Source organism: Paenibacillus sp. FSL H7-689 (genome assembly GCF_000517905.1).
In the GTDB taxonomy this organism is placed as follows: domain Bacteria; phylum Bacillota; class Bacilli; order Paenibacillales; family Paenibacillaceae; genus Paenibacillus; species Paenibacillus amylolyticus.
Map to the genome: position 1 here is coordinate 63,498 of NZ_ASPU01000054.1, position 19,837 is coordinate 83,334.

General features: G+C 46.1%; 12 protein-coding genes. 1 reads left to right on the forward strand and 11 read right to left on the reverse strand.

What is annotated here, in order from left to right:
* Positions 1 to 218: 218 nt before the first annotated feature.
* The 10 genes from C170_RS22815 to adhE all read right to left on the reverse strand — a co-directional run bounded on the left by C170_RS22815 (position 219) and on the right by adhE (position 17,886).
* Positions 219 to 2,474, reverse strand: a complete 2,256-nt coding sequence (locus tag C170_RS22815; protein ID WP_036614422.1) for a stalk domain-containing protein — start codon at positions 2,472 to 2,474, stop codon at positions 219 to 221.
* A 275-nt stretch (positions 2,475 to 2,749) separates the two neighbouring features.
* Positions 2,750 to 4,387, reverse strand: a complete 1,638-nt coding sequence (nagZ, locus tag C170_RS22820; RefSeq protein WP_036614424.1) for a beta-N-acetylhexosaminidase — start codon at positions 4,385 to 4,387, stop codon at positions 2,750 to 2,752.
* Positions 4,388 to 4,415: 28 nt separating this feature from the next.
* The gene (locus tag C170_RS22825; protein ID WP_036614425.1) at positions 4,416 to 6,047 is read right to left on the reverse strand and encodes a response regulator transcription factor; all 1,632 of its coding nucleotides are present in this window, start codon (positions 6,045 to 6,047) and stop codon (positions 4,416 to 4,418) included.
* On the reverse strand, positions 6,044 to 7,879 hold the full coding sequence (locus C170_RS22830) for a cache domain-containing sensor histidine kinase (RefSeq protein WP_036614428.1): 1,836 nt from the start codon (positions 7,877 to 7,879) through the stop codon (positions 6,044 to 6,046). The genes C170_RS22825 and C170_RS22830 overlap by 4 nt, the downstream gene beginning before the upstream one ends.
* 32 nt (positions 7,880 to 7,911) lie before the next feature.
* On the reverse strand, positions 7,912 to 8,742 hold the full coding sequence (locus C170_RS22835; RefSeq protein WP_036614430.1) for a carbohydrate ABC transporter permease: 831 nt from the start codon (positions 8,740 to 8,742) through the stop codon (positions 7,912 to 7,914).
* On the reverse strand, positions 8,742 to 9,626 hold the full coding sequence (locus C170_RS22840) for a carbohydrate ABC transporter permease (RefSeq protein WP_036614432.1): 885 nt from the start codon (positions 9,624 to 9,626) through the stop codon (positions 8,742 to 8,744). The genes C170_RS22835 and C170_RS22840 overlap by 1 nt, the downstream gene beginning before the upstream one ends.
* Before the next feature lie 51 nt (positions 9,627 to 9,677).
* A complete protein-coding gene (locus C170_RS22845) occupies positions 9,678 to 11,045 on the reverse strand; it encodes an ABC transporter substrate-binding protein (protein ID WP_036614434.1) in 1,368 nt (455 codons plus the stop codon).
* A gap of 189 nt (positions 11,046 to 11,234) precedes the next feature.
* A complete protein-coding gene (pflA, locus tag C170_RS22850; protein WP_036614436.1) occupies positions 11,235 to 11,987 on the reverse strand; it encodes a pyruvate formate-lyase-activating protein in 753 nt (250 codons plus the stop codon).
* 89 nt (positions 11,988 to 12,076) lie between these two features.
* A complete protein-coding gene (gene pflB / locus C170_RS22855; protein WP_036614438.1) occupies positions 12,077 to 14,335 on the reverse strand; it encodes a formate C-acetyltransferase in 2,259 nt (752 codons plus the stop codon).
* A 938-nt stretch (positions 14,336 to 15,273) separates the two neighbouring features.
* Entirely contained in the window at positions 15,274 to 17,886 is a 2,613-nt protein-coding gene (adhE, locus tag C170_RS22860; RefSeq protein WP_036614441.1) for a bifunctional acetaldehyde-CoA/alcohol dehydrogenase, read from the reverse strand.
* 430 nt (positions 17,887 to 18,316) lie between these two features.
* Between adhE and C170_RS22865 the strand changes: the two genes are divergently transcribed.
* Entirely contained in the window at positions 18,317 to 19,033 is a 717-nt protein-coding gene (locus C170_RS22865) for a Crp/Fnr family transcriptional regulator (RefSeq protein WP_036614443.1), read from the forward strand.
* A gap of 87 nt (positions 19,034 to 19,120) precedes the next feature.
* Here C170_RS22865 and C170_RS22870 read toward each other — a convergent pair whose 3' ends face one another.
* Complete coding sequence (locus C170_RS22870; protein WP_017687552.1) at positions 19,121 to 19,834, reverse strand: hypothetical protein; 714 nt, start codon at positions 19,832 to 19,834, stop codon at positions 19,121 to 19,123.
* Positions 19,835 to 19,837 lie beyond the last annotated feature (3 nt).

Below are 19,837 nucleotides of genomic sequence, written 5' to 3' on the forward strand. Positions count from 1 at the left end.
AGAGTCAACGAAGACACCGGGTTAGGTCATTCCAACATCACATAAAAAGGACTCCATGCACATGCATTGCCATTAGTCTAGCTTGAGCTAATGACAGTACATTTTGATGGAGTCCCTTCCTGACGGTTCAGATGATCAATCGTTCGGGCGACTTTTGGGGTGAACGGGTATATATGATATAAGCTTTCACTCCAAACCGTCCGTGCATGTTCATGGTATTACTTTTCAGCCGGAAGCGGCGTGAACAGCAGGTTAACAGGCAAGTTACTTCCTGGTGCCGCCGAGAAGAGAATGGTTACACTCTCGCCGTACGAACCTGTGCGATACATAACGCTTTGCTCATTAGGTGCAGTTACAGATTTACCTGTGGAAATCTGAACGACCTGTCCATTCACGAGTGCCACACCTGAATATCTGCCTCCACGAGGGTTGAAAGAAATCAACGTGCGCGGAGCAACATTATTCAATGTAATTTTGTACAATACACCGAAGTTACCTGCGTTGGACGCTTCAGTGAAAGCCATAGGGTCCGTTCCCACAAGGTTTGGATCACTTGCATTGTCTCCAAGTGGAAGACGTGCAGGTTTCGACCCTACTTCTTGGTCATACGTAATGATCCGTGTTGCATTTGGATAGGTACCACGGTTGTGAACTCCATCACGATCCAGAACCGGCAGGCTCGATAACACTTCCATCGGGTCCTTGTTTTCTTCGATCATGATAATGTTGTAATCCAGTTCATAGTCACTGAATACATCCGAATACAAGGAAATGACTTGTCCCTGTTTCATCGGAAGAACGCTCAGATCATTAAGAATCAGCTTGCTTTCTCCTGGCTGGATGTACACTTTCTTTTGTCCGGTACCATTCTGCATCGACTGGAACCAACGGTCAATGGACAGCTTTCCAGCTACCGTTGCAAAAGGAGACGGTCCTGCAAAACCCATGTTTTGCTGGTCAATGGATGCCGTGTATGCATTGTTGTTTGTCGCTACAACATACATTTTTACGCTTTTGCCCGTGTTGTTCACATGGTGAATCATGAAGCGTGTCTGTCCAAAGGAAGATTCCTTGTACACAATGCCTTCCGTATTCACGGTTTCAGGGCTGTTACTGCGGATCAGCAGACTTGGTTCATCATAATAAGTGAAAGGTACTTTCTCCAATGCCGGTACTCCACCACCGTCAAAAGTGAACTTCTCACCGACTGGTGTGAACAATTGATTGAAGTCAGTCACACTATAAAGTGTTTCTCCCGTAATATTGATCATCTTGGTATAGCTATCGCTAGCACCATGTTTATCGGTAACTGTAATCGTTACGGTCTTCGGTCCTGGAACAAAGAATGCAAGTGCATTGTTATCCCATTCGGTTTTTACAATTGCATTCTCATCATCTGTGCTTTGATCAATATAAGTGATTTTCTCACCCATTTTGTATTCTTCTTTATCTGTCGTAAACATTGCGACAGGTGGCAGATTCGGTCTTTCAACCTTAATCGTAACCGAATACGGATCGCTCCATTGACCACTTGAATCCTGGACCGCATAGGTTACTGTGTATACACCTGGTTGGTCGAATGAATCCTGACGGCCTGTCCAACGCTCATCTACAATGCTGAGTCCCTTGGGAGAGCTGGATCTGGTTGTGTAGGTTACCTGGTCTCCGGCAAAAACCTCTTTTTGTACCGTGAAGCTTGCCACCGGTTTGGTACTCAGATTCAATACAACCGTTTTGGCAGATTGATTTACTTTATACGTAATGTCCAGAGCCTGTGTAATTGAAGTCAACGGCACCATGAACGTATTTTTTTGTTGATAAGCCGCGCCCTTCATCGTTCTGGACACACCATTAACGGTATAGATCTTGCTGTTTGTTTTGAAACGCAACTCATCTTCACCACTAATAATGATCGTTTCTTTAGTTGTGTTATCATATTTGACATCATAGCCAACCCGATCAACGAGAGCACGGATCGCTACATAGGATACACCATTTTTTACAGCCATCGGCTGTCCAGCAAGATATGTTTTGCCATCTTGCATCATTTTATTACTGTTCATATAAAGAGTGAGGTCTCCACCCCGGCCTCCAGCAACAGATGAACCGCCTGTAGATGGTTGCTCCACTTCTACTGGTGCAGGTGCTGGTGTTTCCTCAGCTGTACCTTCTTCGTCCATAGGTTCAATTACCGGCTCAACAGGAGTCGCGTCTGTTCCTGTAGGAACATCTGTCTCAGGAGGGTTCACTTCTTCAGTTGTTTCATTATTTGATGTTGGAGTGTTTGTTCCGGATTTCACTTCGGATTCCGCGATGGTCTGTTCTTTCTTCACAACCTCCACGGATTTAACTTTGGCTGTATTCACTGATGTAGTATCGCTCTGATCTGCTGATTGTGCATTGGCAGGAATCACTGCAAACGCCTGAAACACAGCAAAAGCGGTAAGTATGGACAATTTCTTCTTCAAATTCATTCTTTGTCTTTGGCTCCTTCTGCTCCCATTTTATAAATATCCCCCTCAAAAAGTCATATTATTAGACGCTTGGAACCGGGAAAAGTTGCTAAAAAGTTAAGAGGAGAATTGTAAACTTTTAATAGAAGGAAAATACTATGAAAATAGTTATCTATTAATTATCTTTTTGGCATTCGTATCCCAAAATTAACCAATAGAAAATTCCAACAAAAAAATCTCTCCGGGAGATGGTCAATCAGCACCATATCGCAGAGAGATGTAAGGATTGAATAGGTCTAGCGCAAACGGACAGGCAGACTTCCTGTTGGCTGCAGTCCACCGGTTAACACATGGGACAGTACCCGAACAACTGCAGGTGTATTCTCATACGTACACACATAACTACCCGGCCTCGAAATCTCCAGCAGATCATATGGATTGCGCAGAGCAATTACAATCAGCGAATGATTCTTACTAAGCTTTTCAACCAAATACTGTTGCCCTTTCGGAAGATGACCTGCCGATGTGTACGTACATACGATAACTTGTTCATTATCCGACACATCAGCCAATATCCGATCTGCTTCATCATAAGTGGGCTGAGTAGTAATTTTGTGCTCACGAACTCTGCCTCGCAGCTGCGATAGCGCCATACCCAGCGATTCTGTATGGGACCATGGTTCATCCACCTCTGTCCGTTGCACAACCTCAGGCCAGATGACATATACGCCCTTCTCTGGGTCCAAGGGCAGCAGCCCATCATTATGAACGATGGTAATACTGCTTGAAGCAATCTTGAACAACGTCAATTCGTTGGGCACACTGGGTTTAGTGGATTCAGTGCAATCAACAGGTTCGACATCGGTTGCTTCGACCGGTTCACTCGCTTTCGGCGAAACAAGAAGATCATTCTGCTGGCCACAGCGCTTTCTTTTCCATGTCATAATGCGTTCAACCGCCTGATGAATAACCTCTTCCGAAATGCGCCCCGTTCGAACTGCTTCATATATGCCTTCCAGCGCAGCAACCTGATCTTGCAAGGTATGACTCACCAGAATCAGATCTGCTCCTGCTTCCACAGCACGAACGGCAGCTTCAGCTACCCCATATGGCTTGGATATCGCATGCATTTCAAGACAGTCTGTAATAATAATGCCTTCAAAACCCATTTCCTCACGTAGCAGACCCGTTAACACCTTATGTGACAACGTTGCCGGAATGGGCTCTGGCTCAATCGAAGGGAACATCACATGAGCTGTCATAATAGCATCAACTCCGGCCTCAATCGCCTTGCGGAACGGCAACAACTCCATCTGTTCCAGCCTGTTTCGATCATGAGGTACCGTAACCATACCAAGATGAGAATCTACGGCGGTATCTCCGTGCCCCGGAAAATGTTTGGCAGTAGCAGCTATGCCCTGTGATTGATATCCGGTGATGGCTGCTACGCCATGAGCGGCCACACTTTCAGCATGTTCACCATACGAACGCACACCGATAACCGGGTTAAGCGGGTTGTTATTCACGTCGACCACTGGCGCAAGATTCATATCAATACCGATGTTTTTTAACTCACGACCCAGAATTTGAGCACACTCCAGAGTATATTCCGCATTGCCTGTCGCACCAAGCGCCATATTACCCGGCACTTGGGTCATTCCCTCTTGGTCAATCCGTGCAACCATGCCACCTTCCTGGTCCACCGAAATCATGAGTGGTAGGGCCCCTGCTTCAGCAGCCATATCTTGCAGTTCGGCGGACAGCCGTGTCAATTGATCTACACTTTCGACATTACGCCGGAAATAAATGACACCCCCGACGTGATAGTCACGGATTAAGCGAGTAATCTGTTCATCTGCGTGCTGACTGTGAAATCCACACATCAACAATTGTCCTACCTTTTGCCCCAATGTCAGATCATTCAAGGGTTTCATTCGACCTCTCCTCCCGTTTCCCTTGCTACTACAAACCCAATTGTTTACTCTGCCTGTACTCGGAGGGTTTCATGTGGAAGTGTTTATGAAACACCTTGGAGAAGTACCGGCGCTCCTTGAAACCTGTGGCTTCCCCAATCGCTGTAATGCTCCATTCGGTTGTACTCAACAATAAAGCGGCACTTTCCATCCGTTTCTGCGTCATATATTCCACAAAAGTAACACCCATTTGGGTTTTAAATAGTTGGCAAAAGTATCCCGGGCTGATTCCAAGCCAATCTGAGACTTCATCTATTCCCAAGTCCTGTTGCAGCCGTGCGTCCATATACTCACATGCAGAGAGGATCAGTTCCGATACAGAAGGACGTGGTTGCGTTTGTTTGCCCTGAGAGGCATGGGTAACAACCTCTGCAAGTTCAAGGAGTTCCCTCATGGATACAGCCCCTTGCAGTGCATTCCAAAAGTTCACTTCGTGTTCTTCAGCGAGGGCCTGTACTTCACGCAGTTCCCGAAGCATGTGTACAAGCATAAACCGAAGATTGGTTTCATCTATCCTGTTGAAGGATTGTCCTGAATTCCCCATTTGCTGTTTAAGCCGCTCCAATACATCACGTAACCCCTGCTTGTTCCCTTGACGAATCCACCGAGTAACAAACTCCAGATCTTCTCTTGTAATCCATGAGTTAGCCCCTTTGGAGGCCGTATGATCATACGATAAGGTGGTTTCGGGACAACTCGCCTTCAGCACCTTGTCTTCACTCTCCGAATGGGACATCAGTATTTTTTGACAATGCCGGTATCGCTCCAGAATTTGACTTTCCAGGTTCACGGGCACAGCATCCTGAACAACCCTGAACTTCACACTTGAATCCAAGGATAATATCGCATTTAATTCGAGACACAGTTGATGGGCCAGTTCCTCTGAGCGACGTTTCCACTCACCTGATGCCTCCAGCAGGATGCACCACTCCCCTTTGCGGGTCGCAAGAATCTGACAGTCCTCCGTAATTCGATCTGCCACTTCCCTAAGTCTGGAACTTATGGTCTCATGCCATCGTTGATGCTGAAGCTCGGACCAGCCGATAGAATGGCGAAAATAACCGACCGCATCCACCAGCAGCAACGTATACGGTGTAGCAGTTGTTATGAATTCAGGAACAGAGGCAGGATAGGCAACCTTCAATGGTGCTTCTCCTCGCAAAAGGTCAATCAACTGTTTGTGTCTGATCCAGCTTTCCATCTCTTGGCTGCGATAAAGTTGCGATTCGTTTTCCTGACGTCTCTTCTGGATCTGCCCGGCAAGTTCACGCAGTTTATGTTCAAGATTCAGATAATCAATGGGCTTACATATGTATTCATGTACGTTATACTTGATAGCGGTTCGAGCATATTCAAACTGCTGATACCCGGTCAGCAAAATAATCTCACACGTTTCACCCTGCTCTCGCAGCAAACGAATAAGTTCCAATCCATCCATAGACGGCATCCGAATATCACACAAGAGAATGTCCGGATGACTTTCTGTTACTTTCCCCAGCGCTTCTACACCACTTCTCGCTGTACCTGTGATTTCAATCCCCATCTCTTCCCAGGGTAAAATGTAGTTCAGATTCTCCAGAATCGGCAGCTCATCGTCAACCAGCATTGCAGTCAGATTCATCCGGCTTCCTCCTGCTCATATAATGGAATAATGCATCGAATAACTGTGCCATACCCCGGTGCTGAACATATAAATATGCCATACCCGGCCCCGTATTGAATACGAATTCGATCTGCCACACTTCGTAATCCCAATCCCCTGCGTTCCGTTATGGACGATAATGATTCCGCCCCTTCCGCGAGCATATCTTCCGGTGGATCTTCTGCCATATACTCAAATCGTGCGAGCATTTCCTGGGGAATACCGATCCCATTATCCTCAACACATAACACCAGATGACCCCGTTCTGCATATGCGCTTATCCGCAATACACCTGGATAGGTGATCCCCTCAAACCCATGTTGAATACTATTTTCCACCAGAGGCTGAAGGGTAAGCTTAAGCAGAATTGAGCTGTATAGATGGGGTGGAATGTCAATCTCATAGGTGAACAAATCACTGAACCTGTACTGTTGAATCTCCAGATAACTCTGCAAATGTCTTATTTCCTCACCCAGCGGAATCTCCTCCTGATCCTGAATGCTGATACGAAGCATATTGCCAAGTCTGGTCACCATCTCGCTTACTTTGCGGCCCTCCCCTCGCAGCGCTAACCCATTAATGGATTCCAATGTGTTAAACAGAAAATGAGGTTTGATCTGGGCCTGTAGTACACGCAGTTCCGCTTGGGCCTTCTGATCTTGCTCTGCCCGAACGCGACGGAATAATCCCCCGATCCGATCCAATAGTTCATTGAACCCTTGCGCAAGCAGCTGCATTTCATCGAATCCTTTTCCTTCCACCCTCGCATTAAAGTCACCATCATCCACACGACGCATAAACCTTACAAGTACAGCAATGTTACCCGTAATGCGATTCATGAAAAAAAGATTAAAGATCATCGCTGCGAGCAGACATGACAGAATAATGATGACAGACCAACCTGCAAAGGCATTGGTTTCCGCAGATAAGGCTTCCCATGAAGTCACACTGACGAGGCTCCAGTTATAGTTCTTCAGATGATATTGCGAAATGATGCTCTCTTTGCCGTCAAAGACCGTTCTGACACTGCTAAAACCGGGACCGTAACGGCTGGATTCAGCACCAAGGTTTTGCATGTTCTCACCGTTATATATACCTGCAGGATCATAGACGATCAGCCCTTCTTCATTAATTAACAGGAATGATGTATCCTGTGCCGAATCGCTGATTTGTAGGTGACGGAAGATCCGGTCGATCTCTCCTTTTTTGATCTGAACAACAAGCACGCCGATATTTTGAAAATAACTGAGTTCTTTGACCAGTCTGATCTGGGTGAAGACAGGCTCTACCCCGGTTAATTCGGGATATTCCAGAGGTGCGAGCCATTTAGGCACGCCATTAAGTTGCTGAATTTCGTTGAATAAGGGATGCACTTTGAATTGCTGAAAAGGAAGGGCTTGAAAATTTTCTTTGGTGAAAATGGAGACAATCTGGTTATTCTCGGAAGAACGCAAATCATATAAAAAGGCATAACTAATGAACGGATAATTATATAGAAGGGAACGGAAATTGCGCTGGCTGGCATTCAGGGATAACTGATTACCGGTTCCCAGATCCTGCTTGGTCGGATCTTTGGCATTCAACGCCATTTGAAAAACCGATGTCGCTATCCCGTTGTCGGTCACATTATTAATCTGCTGAAATACATTCTCGATATTGTAGCTGATGGCCTGAAGCGCATATTCGGCCTGTTGATTGTATTTTTTCTCAATCGTATGTGATGTGACCAGAAACATGCCAATGCCCAGCGCACACATCGGTACAATAATCAGCAGCAGAAATGCCAAGGCCAGCTTCATTCGCAAGTTCATATCCCGTTCTCCCTATTAACTGGTTCATGGTATTAACCTTTGACACCACCTGCAGTTACTCCTTCTATAATTTTCTCCTGGAGTATAGCGTAGATCACAAGTACAGGTACAACGCTGTATACAATACCTGCCGACATCTGAGCATAGTTCATCTGATATTGATCCCGAAACTGGACCATGCCCACTGGCAGCGTACGCAATTTATCGGTGGATAAAAAATAGTTGGCGAGTAAAAATTCGTTCCAGTTGCCGAGGAAATTAACGATAAAAACCGTAACAATGGCTGGAACTGTAAGAGGTATCACTATTTTAGCAAAGATACCCGGGGCCCTCAAGCCGTCCATGACCGCCGCTTCCTCAATCTCCCCAGGCAGAGAACGCATAAAAGCCGCCAGGATAATAATTGTAAAGGGGATCGCATTGGCCACATAGGGCACGATCAATGCCAGATGTGTATCCAATATGCCCATTTTGCGAACAAGCAGATAGATCGGAAGCATAAGTGCATTGTTGGGAATAAGCATGCCCGCCAGAATTAAACTGTACAGAAACAGGCTCCATCTCCGGTGTCTCATCCGGGTTACGGCAAAAGCAAACATGGCGCCGAGGACAATCGTACACGCCGACGATAAAACCGAAATGTACAGGCTGTTCCAGAAATACGTGCCAATCTTGGCATTCACCCAAGCCTCCACGTAATTGTTAAACTCCCATGTTGTAGGCAAACCGAATGGATTCAGGGCGATTTCATTGTTATCCTGCTTGAAGGAAGAGAAAATTACAAATAAAAAGGGAAACAAAATCGCTATCAAGTACAACATTAACAACACATGAGGTATACTACTTTTTATGCTTTTCGGCATCAATATTCCACCTTCTCGCTCCGCCTCGCCACCAGCAGTTGATACACCGCAGTGAGCACAAGCGTCAGAGCAAAGATCAGCACTGCAATGGTATTGCCATAGCCATATTTGAAGTTGGTAATCGCGTATTTGATCATGTATGTGGCCAGAACCTCGGTGGACCCGGCGGGCCCACCTTTGGTCATGACAATCACGATGTCTGCTGCTTTCATGGCACCTGCGATGGACAACATGATCACCACCGAAATGATCGGCCGTATCAGCGGCAACGTAATTCGCATTGCACGTTGTACCGCCGTTGCACCATCGATTGCGGCCGCTTCATCCAGATCACGGGGAATCGCCAGTATGGCCGCCAGCACCATGACAATGTAAAATCCCGTCCACTGCCAGGCATTGGTCACCAAGATGGACAACATGGCAAATCGGTTATCCGATAACCAGTAGATTGGATCGATACCAAGCACATGAAGTATTTTGTTTAATAGTCCGATATTGGGTTCATAGATAAACCCCCATAAGATACCGATAACGGCAGTCGACATAATGGATGGTAAAAAAACAGCGGTTTTATACAGACCTTTCAGTCTTTTCACATTGGCAATCAGAAGCGAAAACAGGACGATCAGGGGTACCTGAATCAGTACCGAAAATCCGATGAAAAAGCCGTTATTCCGTGTGGAAATCCAAAACCGTTCATCGGTCAGTGCTTTCACATAATTGGATAAACCCACAAAACGTGGCTCAGCCGATACCCCATTCCAACTCGTCAGACTGTAATACAGGGAGCTACCAATAGGGTATAAGAAGAACATTACAAACAGAATTAGGGCTGGCATTACAAACAACGTATAGATTAACGGGCTGCGGAGTGAAGTATTCATGGTCAGCCTCCTTCAGTCACTTCAACGATCGCAGTTTCGACTTGAATTGGTTTATTCCACGGAAGCGTTTGCTTCCTCTTGCACCTTTTGCAACTCTTCTGCCATTTTCTCTGGGATGGTCTGCCCACCAATCAACTTCTGAATCTGCAGATTGCTGATCTCTGTCGTCACATCGGCCTGAACGAGTGCATCAAATGCCGGGAACGACGTCTTGGACGCATTAAGCACAGCCACAATTTCTTTCATCAGATCATCGGTAATGCTATCGGTCAGCACTTTCTCGTCCAGCTTCATGGCAGGCAACACACCATCTTCCACAAGGCCGCGGATCTGCATATCTTCATTGTAGAAATTTTTGATAAAAGCTTTCACTGCGTCCAGCTTCTGCGGGTCATCCGCCACTGCTGCCGAGAATCCATATCCATTGTTCACATCACGCATCAAAGACGTCTGATCTCCTGCTCCGTTCTCTACCGGAGGCATATTGAAGAATCCAACCTTGCCAATGAGCGATTCACCGCTCTGACCTTCCTTAAATACAGATGATTTCCATGTTCCGTCATACATTAATACCACTTCTCCACTTGTAAATTGGGTGGTATATTCGGCATACTCAAAGCCCAGTTCACCTTTTTTGAAATAACCCTTATCCACCCATTCCTTATGTTTGGCAAAACCTTGCACAACACCCGGATCGGTCCACTTCGCTTCACCTGTTGCAAACTTTGCGGTAATCTCCGGCCCGGCATACCGGGACCACAGATGGTTGGTTAACATAAGTGGCACCCAGCCCGCCTTGGATGCGGAAGCAAGCGGCACTTTGCCATCAGCCTTGATCTCAGCCAGTATATTGTCCAGTTCAGCCATGGTAGTTGGGGCTTTCCATCCTTTTTGTTCGAAGTACTCTTTATTATAGAAAAAACCTTCGCCCGAACCGCCAATCGGCAGTCCATATACTTTGCCTTCATACGTAAACGGTTCAAGGGATGTAAACTGGTCCTGAATGCCTAGCTCTTGCAGGATTGGGGTCAGATCAAGCAGCATACCTTCCTTGGCATAAACTTTGGAATCCGGGCTACCGAACAGTTCAAATATATCCGGCGGGTTGCCTGCCGCCATCTCTCCGCGAAGCTTTTCCTTACGATTCACATCGGATTCGACGCCATCCAGCGTAAAGGTCAGATTGGGTACCTCACCCTCCACTTTGTCCACAACATCCTGCAGAATGGCCAGTCTTTTCTGTTTATCGGCTCCCACCTGTGTGTGGCGGAGAAGCATTTCAACCGGTTCCTTACTTGTTTCCTCCACAGGTGTATTGCCTGCGCCTTGCTGTGGCTCGTTACTTGAGCTTGCACATCCCGCCAAAGTCCATGAAGTGATAAGCAATAATGAAAGCAGTAATGTCATTCTTTTTTTCATCTGGTTGACCCTCCTCAAGATATTGAGCGTTTGGCTTTACACTCTGATTATAAAAAGCCGGAGCTTACATCGTAAGGATGACAATTCATCAATGGAGGGATAAAATCCTTCACTAGACAAAAAACAGCCCCTGCGAAACATGTTCGCAAGGACTGCTTGGTTGATTGTTTTTACTATATAAAGGTCAGATTACTTACCTGAACAAGCCATGCCAGCCGTTTCCTGGCGACCTTGTTCGATCAGGCGATACGCCCGCTCCACTTCTTCTTCACTTGGTGAAGGAACTCCATCCAGTGGATATACTTTACCGAGCGCCTCCCATTTGTAGATCCCCATCTGATGGTATGGAAGAATTTCGAACTTCTCGACGCCATTCAATGTTCCGATAAACCGTCCGAGGTTAAGCAAATCCTCTTCCTCGTTATGAATGCCAGGCACATACACGTGGCGTATCCACATTTTCCGACCTTGCTCCGATAACCACTTGGCCGTTTTCAACGTTCTCTCGTTGGATTTGCCTGTCAACTTGATATGTTTCTCATCATCAATATGTTTGAGGTCCAGCAGAACCAGGTCTGTGTGATCCAACAGATCGTGAATCCGTTCCGGTTCGTTAAAACCGTTGCTATCCAGTGTCGTATGCAATCCCCAGCGCCGCTTCACTTCCTTGAAGATCTCAGCTACAAAGTGGGCCTGTAACGTTGGTTCTCCGCCAGATATCGTGAGCCCGCCTCCGGAGCTGCGGTAGTAGGATAGATACGGCTCAATTTCAGCCAATACCTCCTCAAGCGTCATTTCTTTTCCGCCATCCAGCGCCCAAGTATCAGGGTTGTGGCAATACTGACATTTGAGTAGACATCCTTGCATAAAAAGCACAAAGCGGATGCCTGGGCCGTCAACCGTCCCGAAAGTTTCGAGTGAATGAATATGTCCGTTAACCATGCTGCCTCTTCCTTTCTGTATCCGCATCCGCTGTGCGTTTAATATGATTTGGAATACCTTGCTCTAGCGGTCTTCTACTAGCAAATTACTTACATCGAGCCATGGAACGTACGGTTGATGACATCCAACTGTTGTTCACGAGTCAATTTAATGAAGTTAACGGCATATCCGGATACCCGTATAGTCAGTTGTGGATAGTTTTCCGGGTGATCCATCGCATCAATCAATTGCTGACGATCAAATACGTTAACGTTCAGGTGATGAGCGTTTTGACCGAAGTAACCATCCATCATCGCAGTCAGATTGGATTTACGTGTAGTTTCCTCTTTACCCAGTGCTTTTGGCACGATGGAGAAGGTATTGGAAATCCCGTCAAGACTGTGTTCATAAGGCAATTTGGCTACCGAGCCAAGGGATGCCAGTGCACCTTTTTTGTCACGACCATGCATTGGGTTTGCACCTGGAGCAAATGGTTCACCTGCTTTACGACCATCCGGTGTAGTCCCTGTTTTCTTACCATATACCACGTTGGAAGTGATCGTCAGAACGGATTGTGTTGGAACTGCGTTACGGTAAGCTTTGTGCTTGCGAATCATGCCCATGAAGTTCTCGACCAGTTCAACAGCAATGCTGTCTACGCTGTCTTCATTGTTACCGTAACAAGGGAAGTCTCCTTCGATTTCGAAATCAACAGCGATGCCTTGTTCGTTACGAATTGGTTTTACTTTGGCATATTTGATCGCACTCAGTGAATCTGCTGTAACCGACAGACCAGCGATACCACAAGCCATCGTACGTACAATATCACGGTCATGTAATGCCATTTCGATACGCTCATAGCTGTATTTATCGTGCATGTAGTGAATGACGTTGAGGGTGTTCATATACAGCTTAGCCAGCCACTCCATCATTGGTTTGAAGCGTTTCATAACCTCATTGTAATCCAGCACTTCGCTAGTGATGGCAGGATACTCAGGTCCAACTTGTGCTCCGGATTTCTCGTCACGACCACCGTTGATCGCATACAGGAGAGCTTTTGCCAGGTTGGCACGAGCGCCGAAGAATTGCATTTGTTTCCCGATCTTCATCGCCGACACACAGCAAGCAATACCGTAATCGTCACCGTAGATTGGACGCATCAGATCATCATTTTCATACTGGATTGAGCTGGTTTCGATGGATACTTTACTGCAATAATCTTTGAAAGCTTCTGGAAGTTTCGTGGACCAGAGAACAGTCAAGTTCGGTTCTGGTGCAGGACCCAAGTTGTGCAGTGTATGCAGGAACCGGAAGCTGTTTTTGGTTACACGTGTTTCACCATTCACGGACATACCACCGATGGACTCAGTCACCCATGTTGGATCTCCACTGAATAGTTCGTTGTAATCCGGTGTACGCAGGAATTTGACAATCCGCAGTTTCATTACAAAATGGTCAACCAATTCCTGAGCCTGTTCTTCGGACAAAATGCCCTCTTGCAGGTCACGTTCAATGTAGATATCCAGGAAAGAAGATACACGTCCCAGTGACATCGCAGCACCGTTTTGTTCTTTGATCGCAGCCAGATAACCGAAGTACAACCATTGGAATGCTTCTTTTGCTGTTGTCGCTGGCAAGGAAATATCGAACCCGTGCATATCGCCCAATTGTTTCAATTCTTGCAATGCACGAATCTGTTCAGACAATTCTTCCCGCAGACGAATGACATCTTCATCAATAACATCAACTTCGAGTGCATTCAGTTCGCCTTTTTTGTTACGAATCAGGAAGTCTACCCCGTACAAAGCTACACGACGATAGTCACCGATGATCCGGCCACGGCCGTAAGCATCTGGCAGACCTGTAATAATTCCTGCTTTACGCGCTGCACGCATGTCGGAAGTATAAGCATCGAATACACCTTGGTTATGTGTTTTGCGAATGTTTGTAAATATATCAATGACGCCCTGTGGCATTTCAAAGCCATATGCCTCACATGCGTCAATCATCATGCGAATTCCGCCTGTTGGTTGAATGGAACGTTTGAACGGAGCATCGGTCTGAACGCCGACAATCTGCTCTTTGGATTGATCCAGATAACCGGGTTGGTGAGAAATAATAGTACCTGGTGTGTTCACGTCAACGTCAAGGACACCGCCGTTATCCCGTTCTTTTTTGGTCAGATCAGATACGATCTCCCACAATTCTTTGGTATTCTGGGTTGCACCTGCGAGAAATGCTTCGTCACCGTAATACGGAGACAAGTTGTGTGCCAGAAAATCATTCACATCTACGGATTTGGTCCATGTTCCTTTGGTAAAGTTTCTCCAGCCTGTTTGTTGTTTGACATCTTTTTCAATCACCGACATCGTAATCCCTCCACTAATTTGGATTTCTGGACACATAACATCTTGCTTCATTCGTAGCATTGTGTGCCCAGAGCCGCGATTAATGTGAATTGTTTCACATAAACCGGAACATGTTCTCTCTACTTGGGAACCGGAACCGCGGGATGAATGTTTTTCTTACATTTTCAGTATACGACTTGGGGCTTTCATCATCTGTGATTTTTGTCACAAAGCCAGTGAACTAACTCACTCCACCTGCGCTGTGTCCCATTGACCCCTGTAAATTCACACTTAGCCACTGCGCGGGCAGAACAACTTCCGATCGCTGTTATCCCCGGATTTTTTCAATTTTATATTTCAAAGGGGAAAATCCGGGGATAAAGGCGAACGCTCCGCTTCTTCAGTTTTTTCTGCCCACTCCGTTATTGTGTAAAGGGATGTTCAAACGGCCACATCACGGATTCCGTGTAACCTCTATAAGAACTATTGCTCCTCTATACTTGGTGCAAATCAAATCTTAGAATATACCCTGAAAAACAGATGCTCGCTCTTCTGTTTTTCTGCCCTCTCGTTATTGGTGACCACCTGGCTCAAACAGCCACGTCACGGATTCCGTGTAACCTCTCTAGAACCCTTTTGCTCCTCTATGCTCGGAGCAAATCAAATCTTAGAATAAATCCTGAAAAACAGATGCTCGCTCTTCTGTTTTTCTGCCCACTCCGTTATTGTGTGAACATCTGGCTCAAACAGCCACGTCACGGATTACGTGTAACCTCTCTAGAACCCTTTGCTCCTCTATGCTCGGAGCAAATCAAATCTTAGAATAAACCCTGAAAAACATACGCTTCGCTCTTCTGTTTTTCTGCCCTCTTCAGCATGGTGTGAAAGACGGCAATCGGGGCTCCCCTCTCGGGGAACCCTGATCTTCTTGCCGTAAGGCACGCTTCGTTCTAAATTTATTATTCAAACTTTCCGTAGAAAGCGTTGCGGTATACATCAGCCAGTTCAGTTACCAGCGGCAACTTCGGATTGGCAGTTGTACATTGGTCTTCGAAGGCACGGTCAGCCAGATAATCGACATGTGCTTCAAAGTCTTTGGCATCGAATCCGATCTCCTGGAACGATTCTTCAATACCCAAGATTTTGTTCAGGTTACGGATGGCATTGATGAGACTGGTTACGCCTTCTTCTGTCGTACGTGCAGGCAATCCCAAGATGCGGGCGATTTCGGCATAGCGCTCATCCGCTATAAAGTGTGAATATTTCGGGAACGATGCAAATTTGGTCGGTTTTTTCGCGTTGTAACGAATGACGTGTGGCATCAGAATGGCATTGGTGCGTCCGTGTGCGGTGTGATACTGACCGCCCCATTTGTGCGCCAAGCTGTGGTTAATGCCCAGGAATGCATTTGCAAACGCCATACCAGCAATTGTGGAAGCATTATGCATTTTCTCACGTGCCAGTTTGTCGCCTTGCAGTGCCGATTGCTCCAGGTATTGGAATACCAGTTGGATTGCTTTGATCGCAAGTCCATCCGTGTAATCATTTGCCATGACAGATACATAAGCTTCAATGGCATGAGTCAGTACGTCCATACCTGTATCGGCAACGGCTGTTCTCGGCAGGGAGTACACGAACTCCGGATCGACAATCGCTACGTCTGGAGTCAGCTCATAGTCAGCCAATGGATATTTGGTGTTACCTTGATTTTTATCTGTGATAACCGCGAACGATGTCACTTCAGAACCTGTACCGGATGTGGTTGGGATCGCTACAAATTTCGCTTTTACACCGAGACGTGGATATTTGTAGATCCGTTTGCGGATATCCATGAATTTCTGTTTCAGATCGTTGAAGTCCGTGTCCGGGTATTCATAGAACAACCACATGGCTTTGGCAGCATCCATCGGTGATCCACCGCCGAGTGCGATAATGCAGTCCGGTTGGAAGCGGCGCATCATTTCGGTTCCGCGATCTACCGTTGTTGTGGATGGATCTGGCTCAACATCGGAGAATACTTCGATTGCTACCGGCATTTGGCGTTGACGCAGATAGTGTTCTACCTTTTCAACATATCCAAGTTTCACCATCATGGCATCCGTAATAATCGCAACACGTGTGATGTCAGGCATTTTGGCAAGATACTGCGTTGCGCCTTTTTCGAAGTAGACTTTGTTCGGCACTTTGAACCATTGCATATTCACGGTACGGCGAGCCACCCTTTTCACATTGATTAAGTTCACAGCGGTTACGTTGGAAGAAGTCGAGTTACGTCCGTATGATCCGCATCCCAGTGTCAATGACGGCATGTTTGTGTTGTAGATATCCCCGATGGCACCGTGTGTGGATGGTGAGTTCACAATAATCCGTCCAGTTTGCAGACGATCTGCGAATTTGCCGATCACTTCTTCATTTGTTGAATGGATAACCGAAGAGTGACCCATACCGCCAAAAGCAACCACTTCTGCTGCACGTTCAATGCCCTCTGCTGCCGTTTTAACTTTGTAACAAGCCAGTACCGGGCTTAATTTCTCAGCCGACAATGGGAATTTGGTACCTACCCCTTCAATCTCGGCCACGAGAATTTTGGTGCCTGCCGGAACTTCAATACCGCACAACTTCGCAATACTCACCGCAGATTGACCAACAATCGCCGGGTTCACCGCACATTTCTCGGCATTAATCGCACCTGCTGTCAATTTTGCTGCTTCATCTTTGTTAACAAAGTAACAGCCATTTGCAATCATTTTTTTCTTCACTTGATCAAAGATCGGTTCTTCAATGATGACCGCTTGCTCGGAAGCACAGATCATGCCGTTGTCGAAAGACTTGGACAGAATCAAATCCGTTACTGCCTGATTGATATCCGCGCTTTTCTCGATAAAGCAAGGTACGTTACCCGGTCCTACGCCCAGTGCAGGTTTACCACAGCTGTACGCTGCACGTACCATGCCTGATCCGCCTGTTGCCAGAATGAGAGCCACATCATTGTGATTCATCAGTTCGTTTGTACGATCCATGGAAGGATCATCAATCCATTGAATGCAATCTGCTGGTGCACCATGTTTCACAGCCGCTTCCAGCAGGATTTTTGCAGCTTCCCGGCTACAATTCTGTGCAGATGGGTGGAAGCCAAAGATGATTGGGTTACGCGTCTTGATGGAAATCAATGCTTTAAACATCGTCGTTGATGTTGGGTTGGTAACTGGTGTAATACCCATGATGATGCCGACCGGCTCCGCAATTTTCTGGAAGCTTTCATACTCGTTATCTTCAATCACACCTACGGTTTTATCGTACTTGATGCTGTGGTACACATATTCTGTTGCAAATATATTTTTGGTGATTTTATCCTCATACACTCCGCGGCCTGTTTCTTCTACGGCCATCTTGGCGAGCATCATGTGTTTATCCAGACCCGCAAGTGCCATCGCTTGCACAATCCGGTCAATCTGCTTCTGGTCCATCTTCATGAATGCGGCGTGTGCTTTATTCGCTTTGTCGATTAACGTTTGAATATACTGACCTGCTGTCGGTTCTTTTGCTGGGGCGACTTCGTTCTTTACAGCCATCTCCCTCATCCTCCTAAAGGTTCGTATTAGTTTGTCTCTCTCGTTTACATTCACATCGTAACATGACAATAAACTTAATTATGTGATTTTTTTCACAAAGTATAACAAATTTAATTTAAGTTTTGTAGTGTCCTTCATACGACCATTTTCACTTCCTATTTAAAATATAGAGCTGTAAAATTCATCCTCTCCATTAAAAGTGAATTTTATCACAATGTTTGAAATTTCGTCATTTTTGCCCCCTTTCCTTCCCCCTCAAACGGTAAGATTAGGTATATACTGAACTTAAAAATTGAACCACCGCAATTTGTACCGTCCTTCCTCCCGGCCGAGATGACCCTGATCAGGACGGCAACGGTTTGCGGCGAACCTCGGAGGCTACTGCTTACTACAGAAGGTCGTCCGATGGACATAAAGGGGAGATAGACTTATGAGAGAACTAACAACTGTACTGGAAAAGCGCGGTAATACTAACTGTTTCTCGGAAGCAAATTTCAACCATCTGCTGGTTACCATGAAAGATAGAACCTATCCGGAAGGTACACATCTGTACTGGGAAGGCGACATCTCTGACAAACTTTATTATATGAAACGGGGCCGTGCCCAGATCACCAAATCCACGGATGAAGGCAAGGAACTGATCATGTACATGTATCAATCCGGTGATATGATTGGGCAGGCTGATCCCTTCTTTGGCTCTAAACACAGCTTCTCAGCGGAAGTATTGGAGGACAGTGAGATCGGTGTACTGGAACATAAAGACCTGGAAATGTTAATCTGCCAGCATTGTGACTTCGCGATCGATTTTATGAAATGGATGGGCATCCACCACCGGTTGACACAGACCAAATTCCGGGATCTCATGTTATACGGCAAACCGGGTGCACTCTGCTCCACCCTCATTCGGTTGTCGAATTCGTATGGTGAGCCTCATGGAGAGCATGTCATTATTCACAAAAAAATTACCCACACGGATCTATCCAATATGATTGGAGCCACTCGTGAAAGTGTAAACCGCATGTTAAGCGACCTGCGTAAGAAAGACGGGATTGAATATGACAATGGCATGATTGTCATCAAAGATCTGAAGATGCTACAAGGAATCTGTCACTGTGAGCTTTGCCCGAACGAGATCTGTCGTATTTAATACTTGACTATGCTGATCGGATCTTGCTTATATATTTAATGAAAAAAAGCCCAGTTTTCTAAAAAGAGATTGGGCTTCTTGGTATACTTAGGATGCATTGGTTAATTCAAGCTTAACCGCATCACGTGGATTCAATTTCATGTCCAGACCATTTTCCATTAATTCTTTGTCATTCACCATAATGACCCACCGCTCATTCATACGAGGCGTGACATTCTCGACCGAAACGACAAATTTGTTATTCTCCGACATTCTTACAATGCCGCTGGACTTCAACACATCACGAACTGTGCACTCTTGAACGTAGACGCCGGCATATTGACGATTAAGGGTTGGCATAATGTTTCCACCGCTAACCTTGAGTAACGTTGTCTGATATGCAACGCCATCCCCCCCACTGTCAGCGGCTTTCACGTAAATGATCACTTCATCTTTGGCATGAAGCTCCATGTCCCAATCTTCCTGTTCAATATCCTTGCCGTTTAATTTGACAGCCCAGCTAAGCGAAGAATCCAGAGAAACTTCACCGACGGATTGAATCCGTTTGCCATCTGCCGTAAAATCAACCAGTCCGCTATTGAGTAATGCTTTTTTGAGTGTCAAACCCTCACTAAAATCTCGCTTAATGGACTTTGTTGCATCAGGCAAAAACGTACTGCCATCTACAGCCACTGTGATTGTATTCGCTGTTTCTGTCTCCTTGACAATTGGCTGCTCAGAAGGCTGTGTCTCACTACAACCAGCCAAGATCGCCAGTAGGAGCAAACATACACCTATGTAACCGGGGATTTTCTTCATCATGTA

Excerpts from the sequence above, each read along its gene's own strand:
- C170_RS22815 (WP_036614422.1), bottom strand. The coding sequence starts at position 2,474 with ATGAATTTGAAGAAGAAATTGTCCATACTTACCGCTTTTGCTGTGTTT.
- nagZ (WP_036614424.1), bottom strand. The coding sequence starts at position 4,387 with ATGAAACCCTTGAATGATCTGACATTGGGGCAAAAGGTAGGACAATTG.
- C170_RS22825 (WP_036614425.1), bottom strand. The coding sequence starts at position 6,047 with ATGAATCTGACTGCAATGCTGGTTGACGATGAGCTGCCGATTCTGGAG.
- C170_RS22830 (WP_036614428.1), bottom strand. The coding sequence starts at position 7,879 with ATGAACTTGCGAATGAAGCTGGCCTTGGCATTTCTGCTGCTGATTATT.
- C170_RS22835 (WP_036614430.1), bottom strand. The coding sequence starts at position 8,742 with ATGCCGAAAAGCATAAAAAGTAGTATACCTCATGTGTTGTTAATGTTG.
- C170_RS22840 (WP_036614432.1), bottom strand. The coding sequence starts at position 9,626 with ATGAATACTTCACTCCGCAGCCCGTTAATCTATACGTTGTTTGTAATG.
- C170_RS22845 (WP_036614434.1), bottom strand. The coding sequence starts at position 11,045 with ATGAAAAAAAGAATGACATTACTGCTTTCATTATTGCTTATCACTTCA.
- pflA (WP_036614436.1), bottom strand. The coding sequence starts at position 11,987 with ATGGTTAACGGACATATTCATTCACTCGAAACTTTCGGGACGGTTGAC.
- pflB (WP_036614438.1), bottom strand. The coding sequence starts at position 14,335 with ATGTCGGTGATTGAAAAAGATGTCAAACAACAAACAGGCTGGAGAAAC.
- adhE (WP_036614441.1), bottom strand. The coding sequence starts at position 17,886 with ATGGCTGTAAAGAACGAAGTCGCCCCAGCAAAAGAACCGACAGCAGGT.
- C170_RS22865 (WP_036614443.1), top strand. The coding sequence starts at position 18,317 with ATGAGAGAACTAACAACTGTACTGGAAAAGCGCGGTAATACTAACTGT.
- C170_RS22870 (WP_017687552.1), bottom strand. The coding sequence starts at position 19,834 with ATGATGAAGAAAATCCCCGGTTACATAGGTGTATGTTTGCTCCTACTG.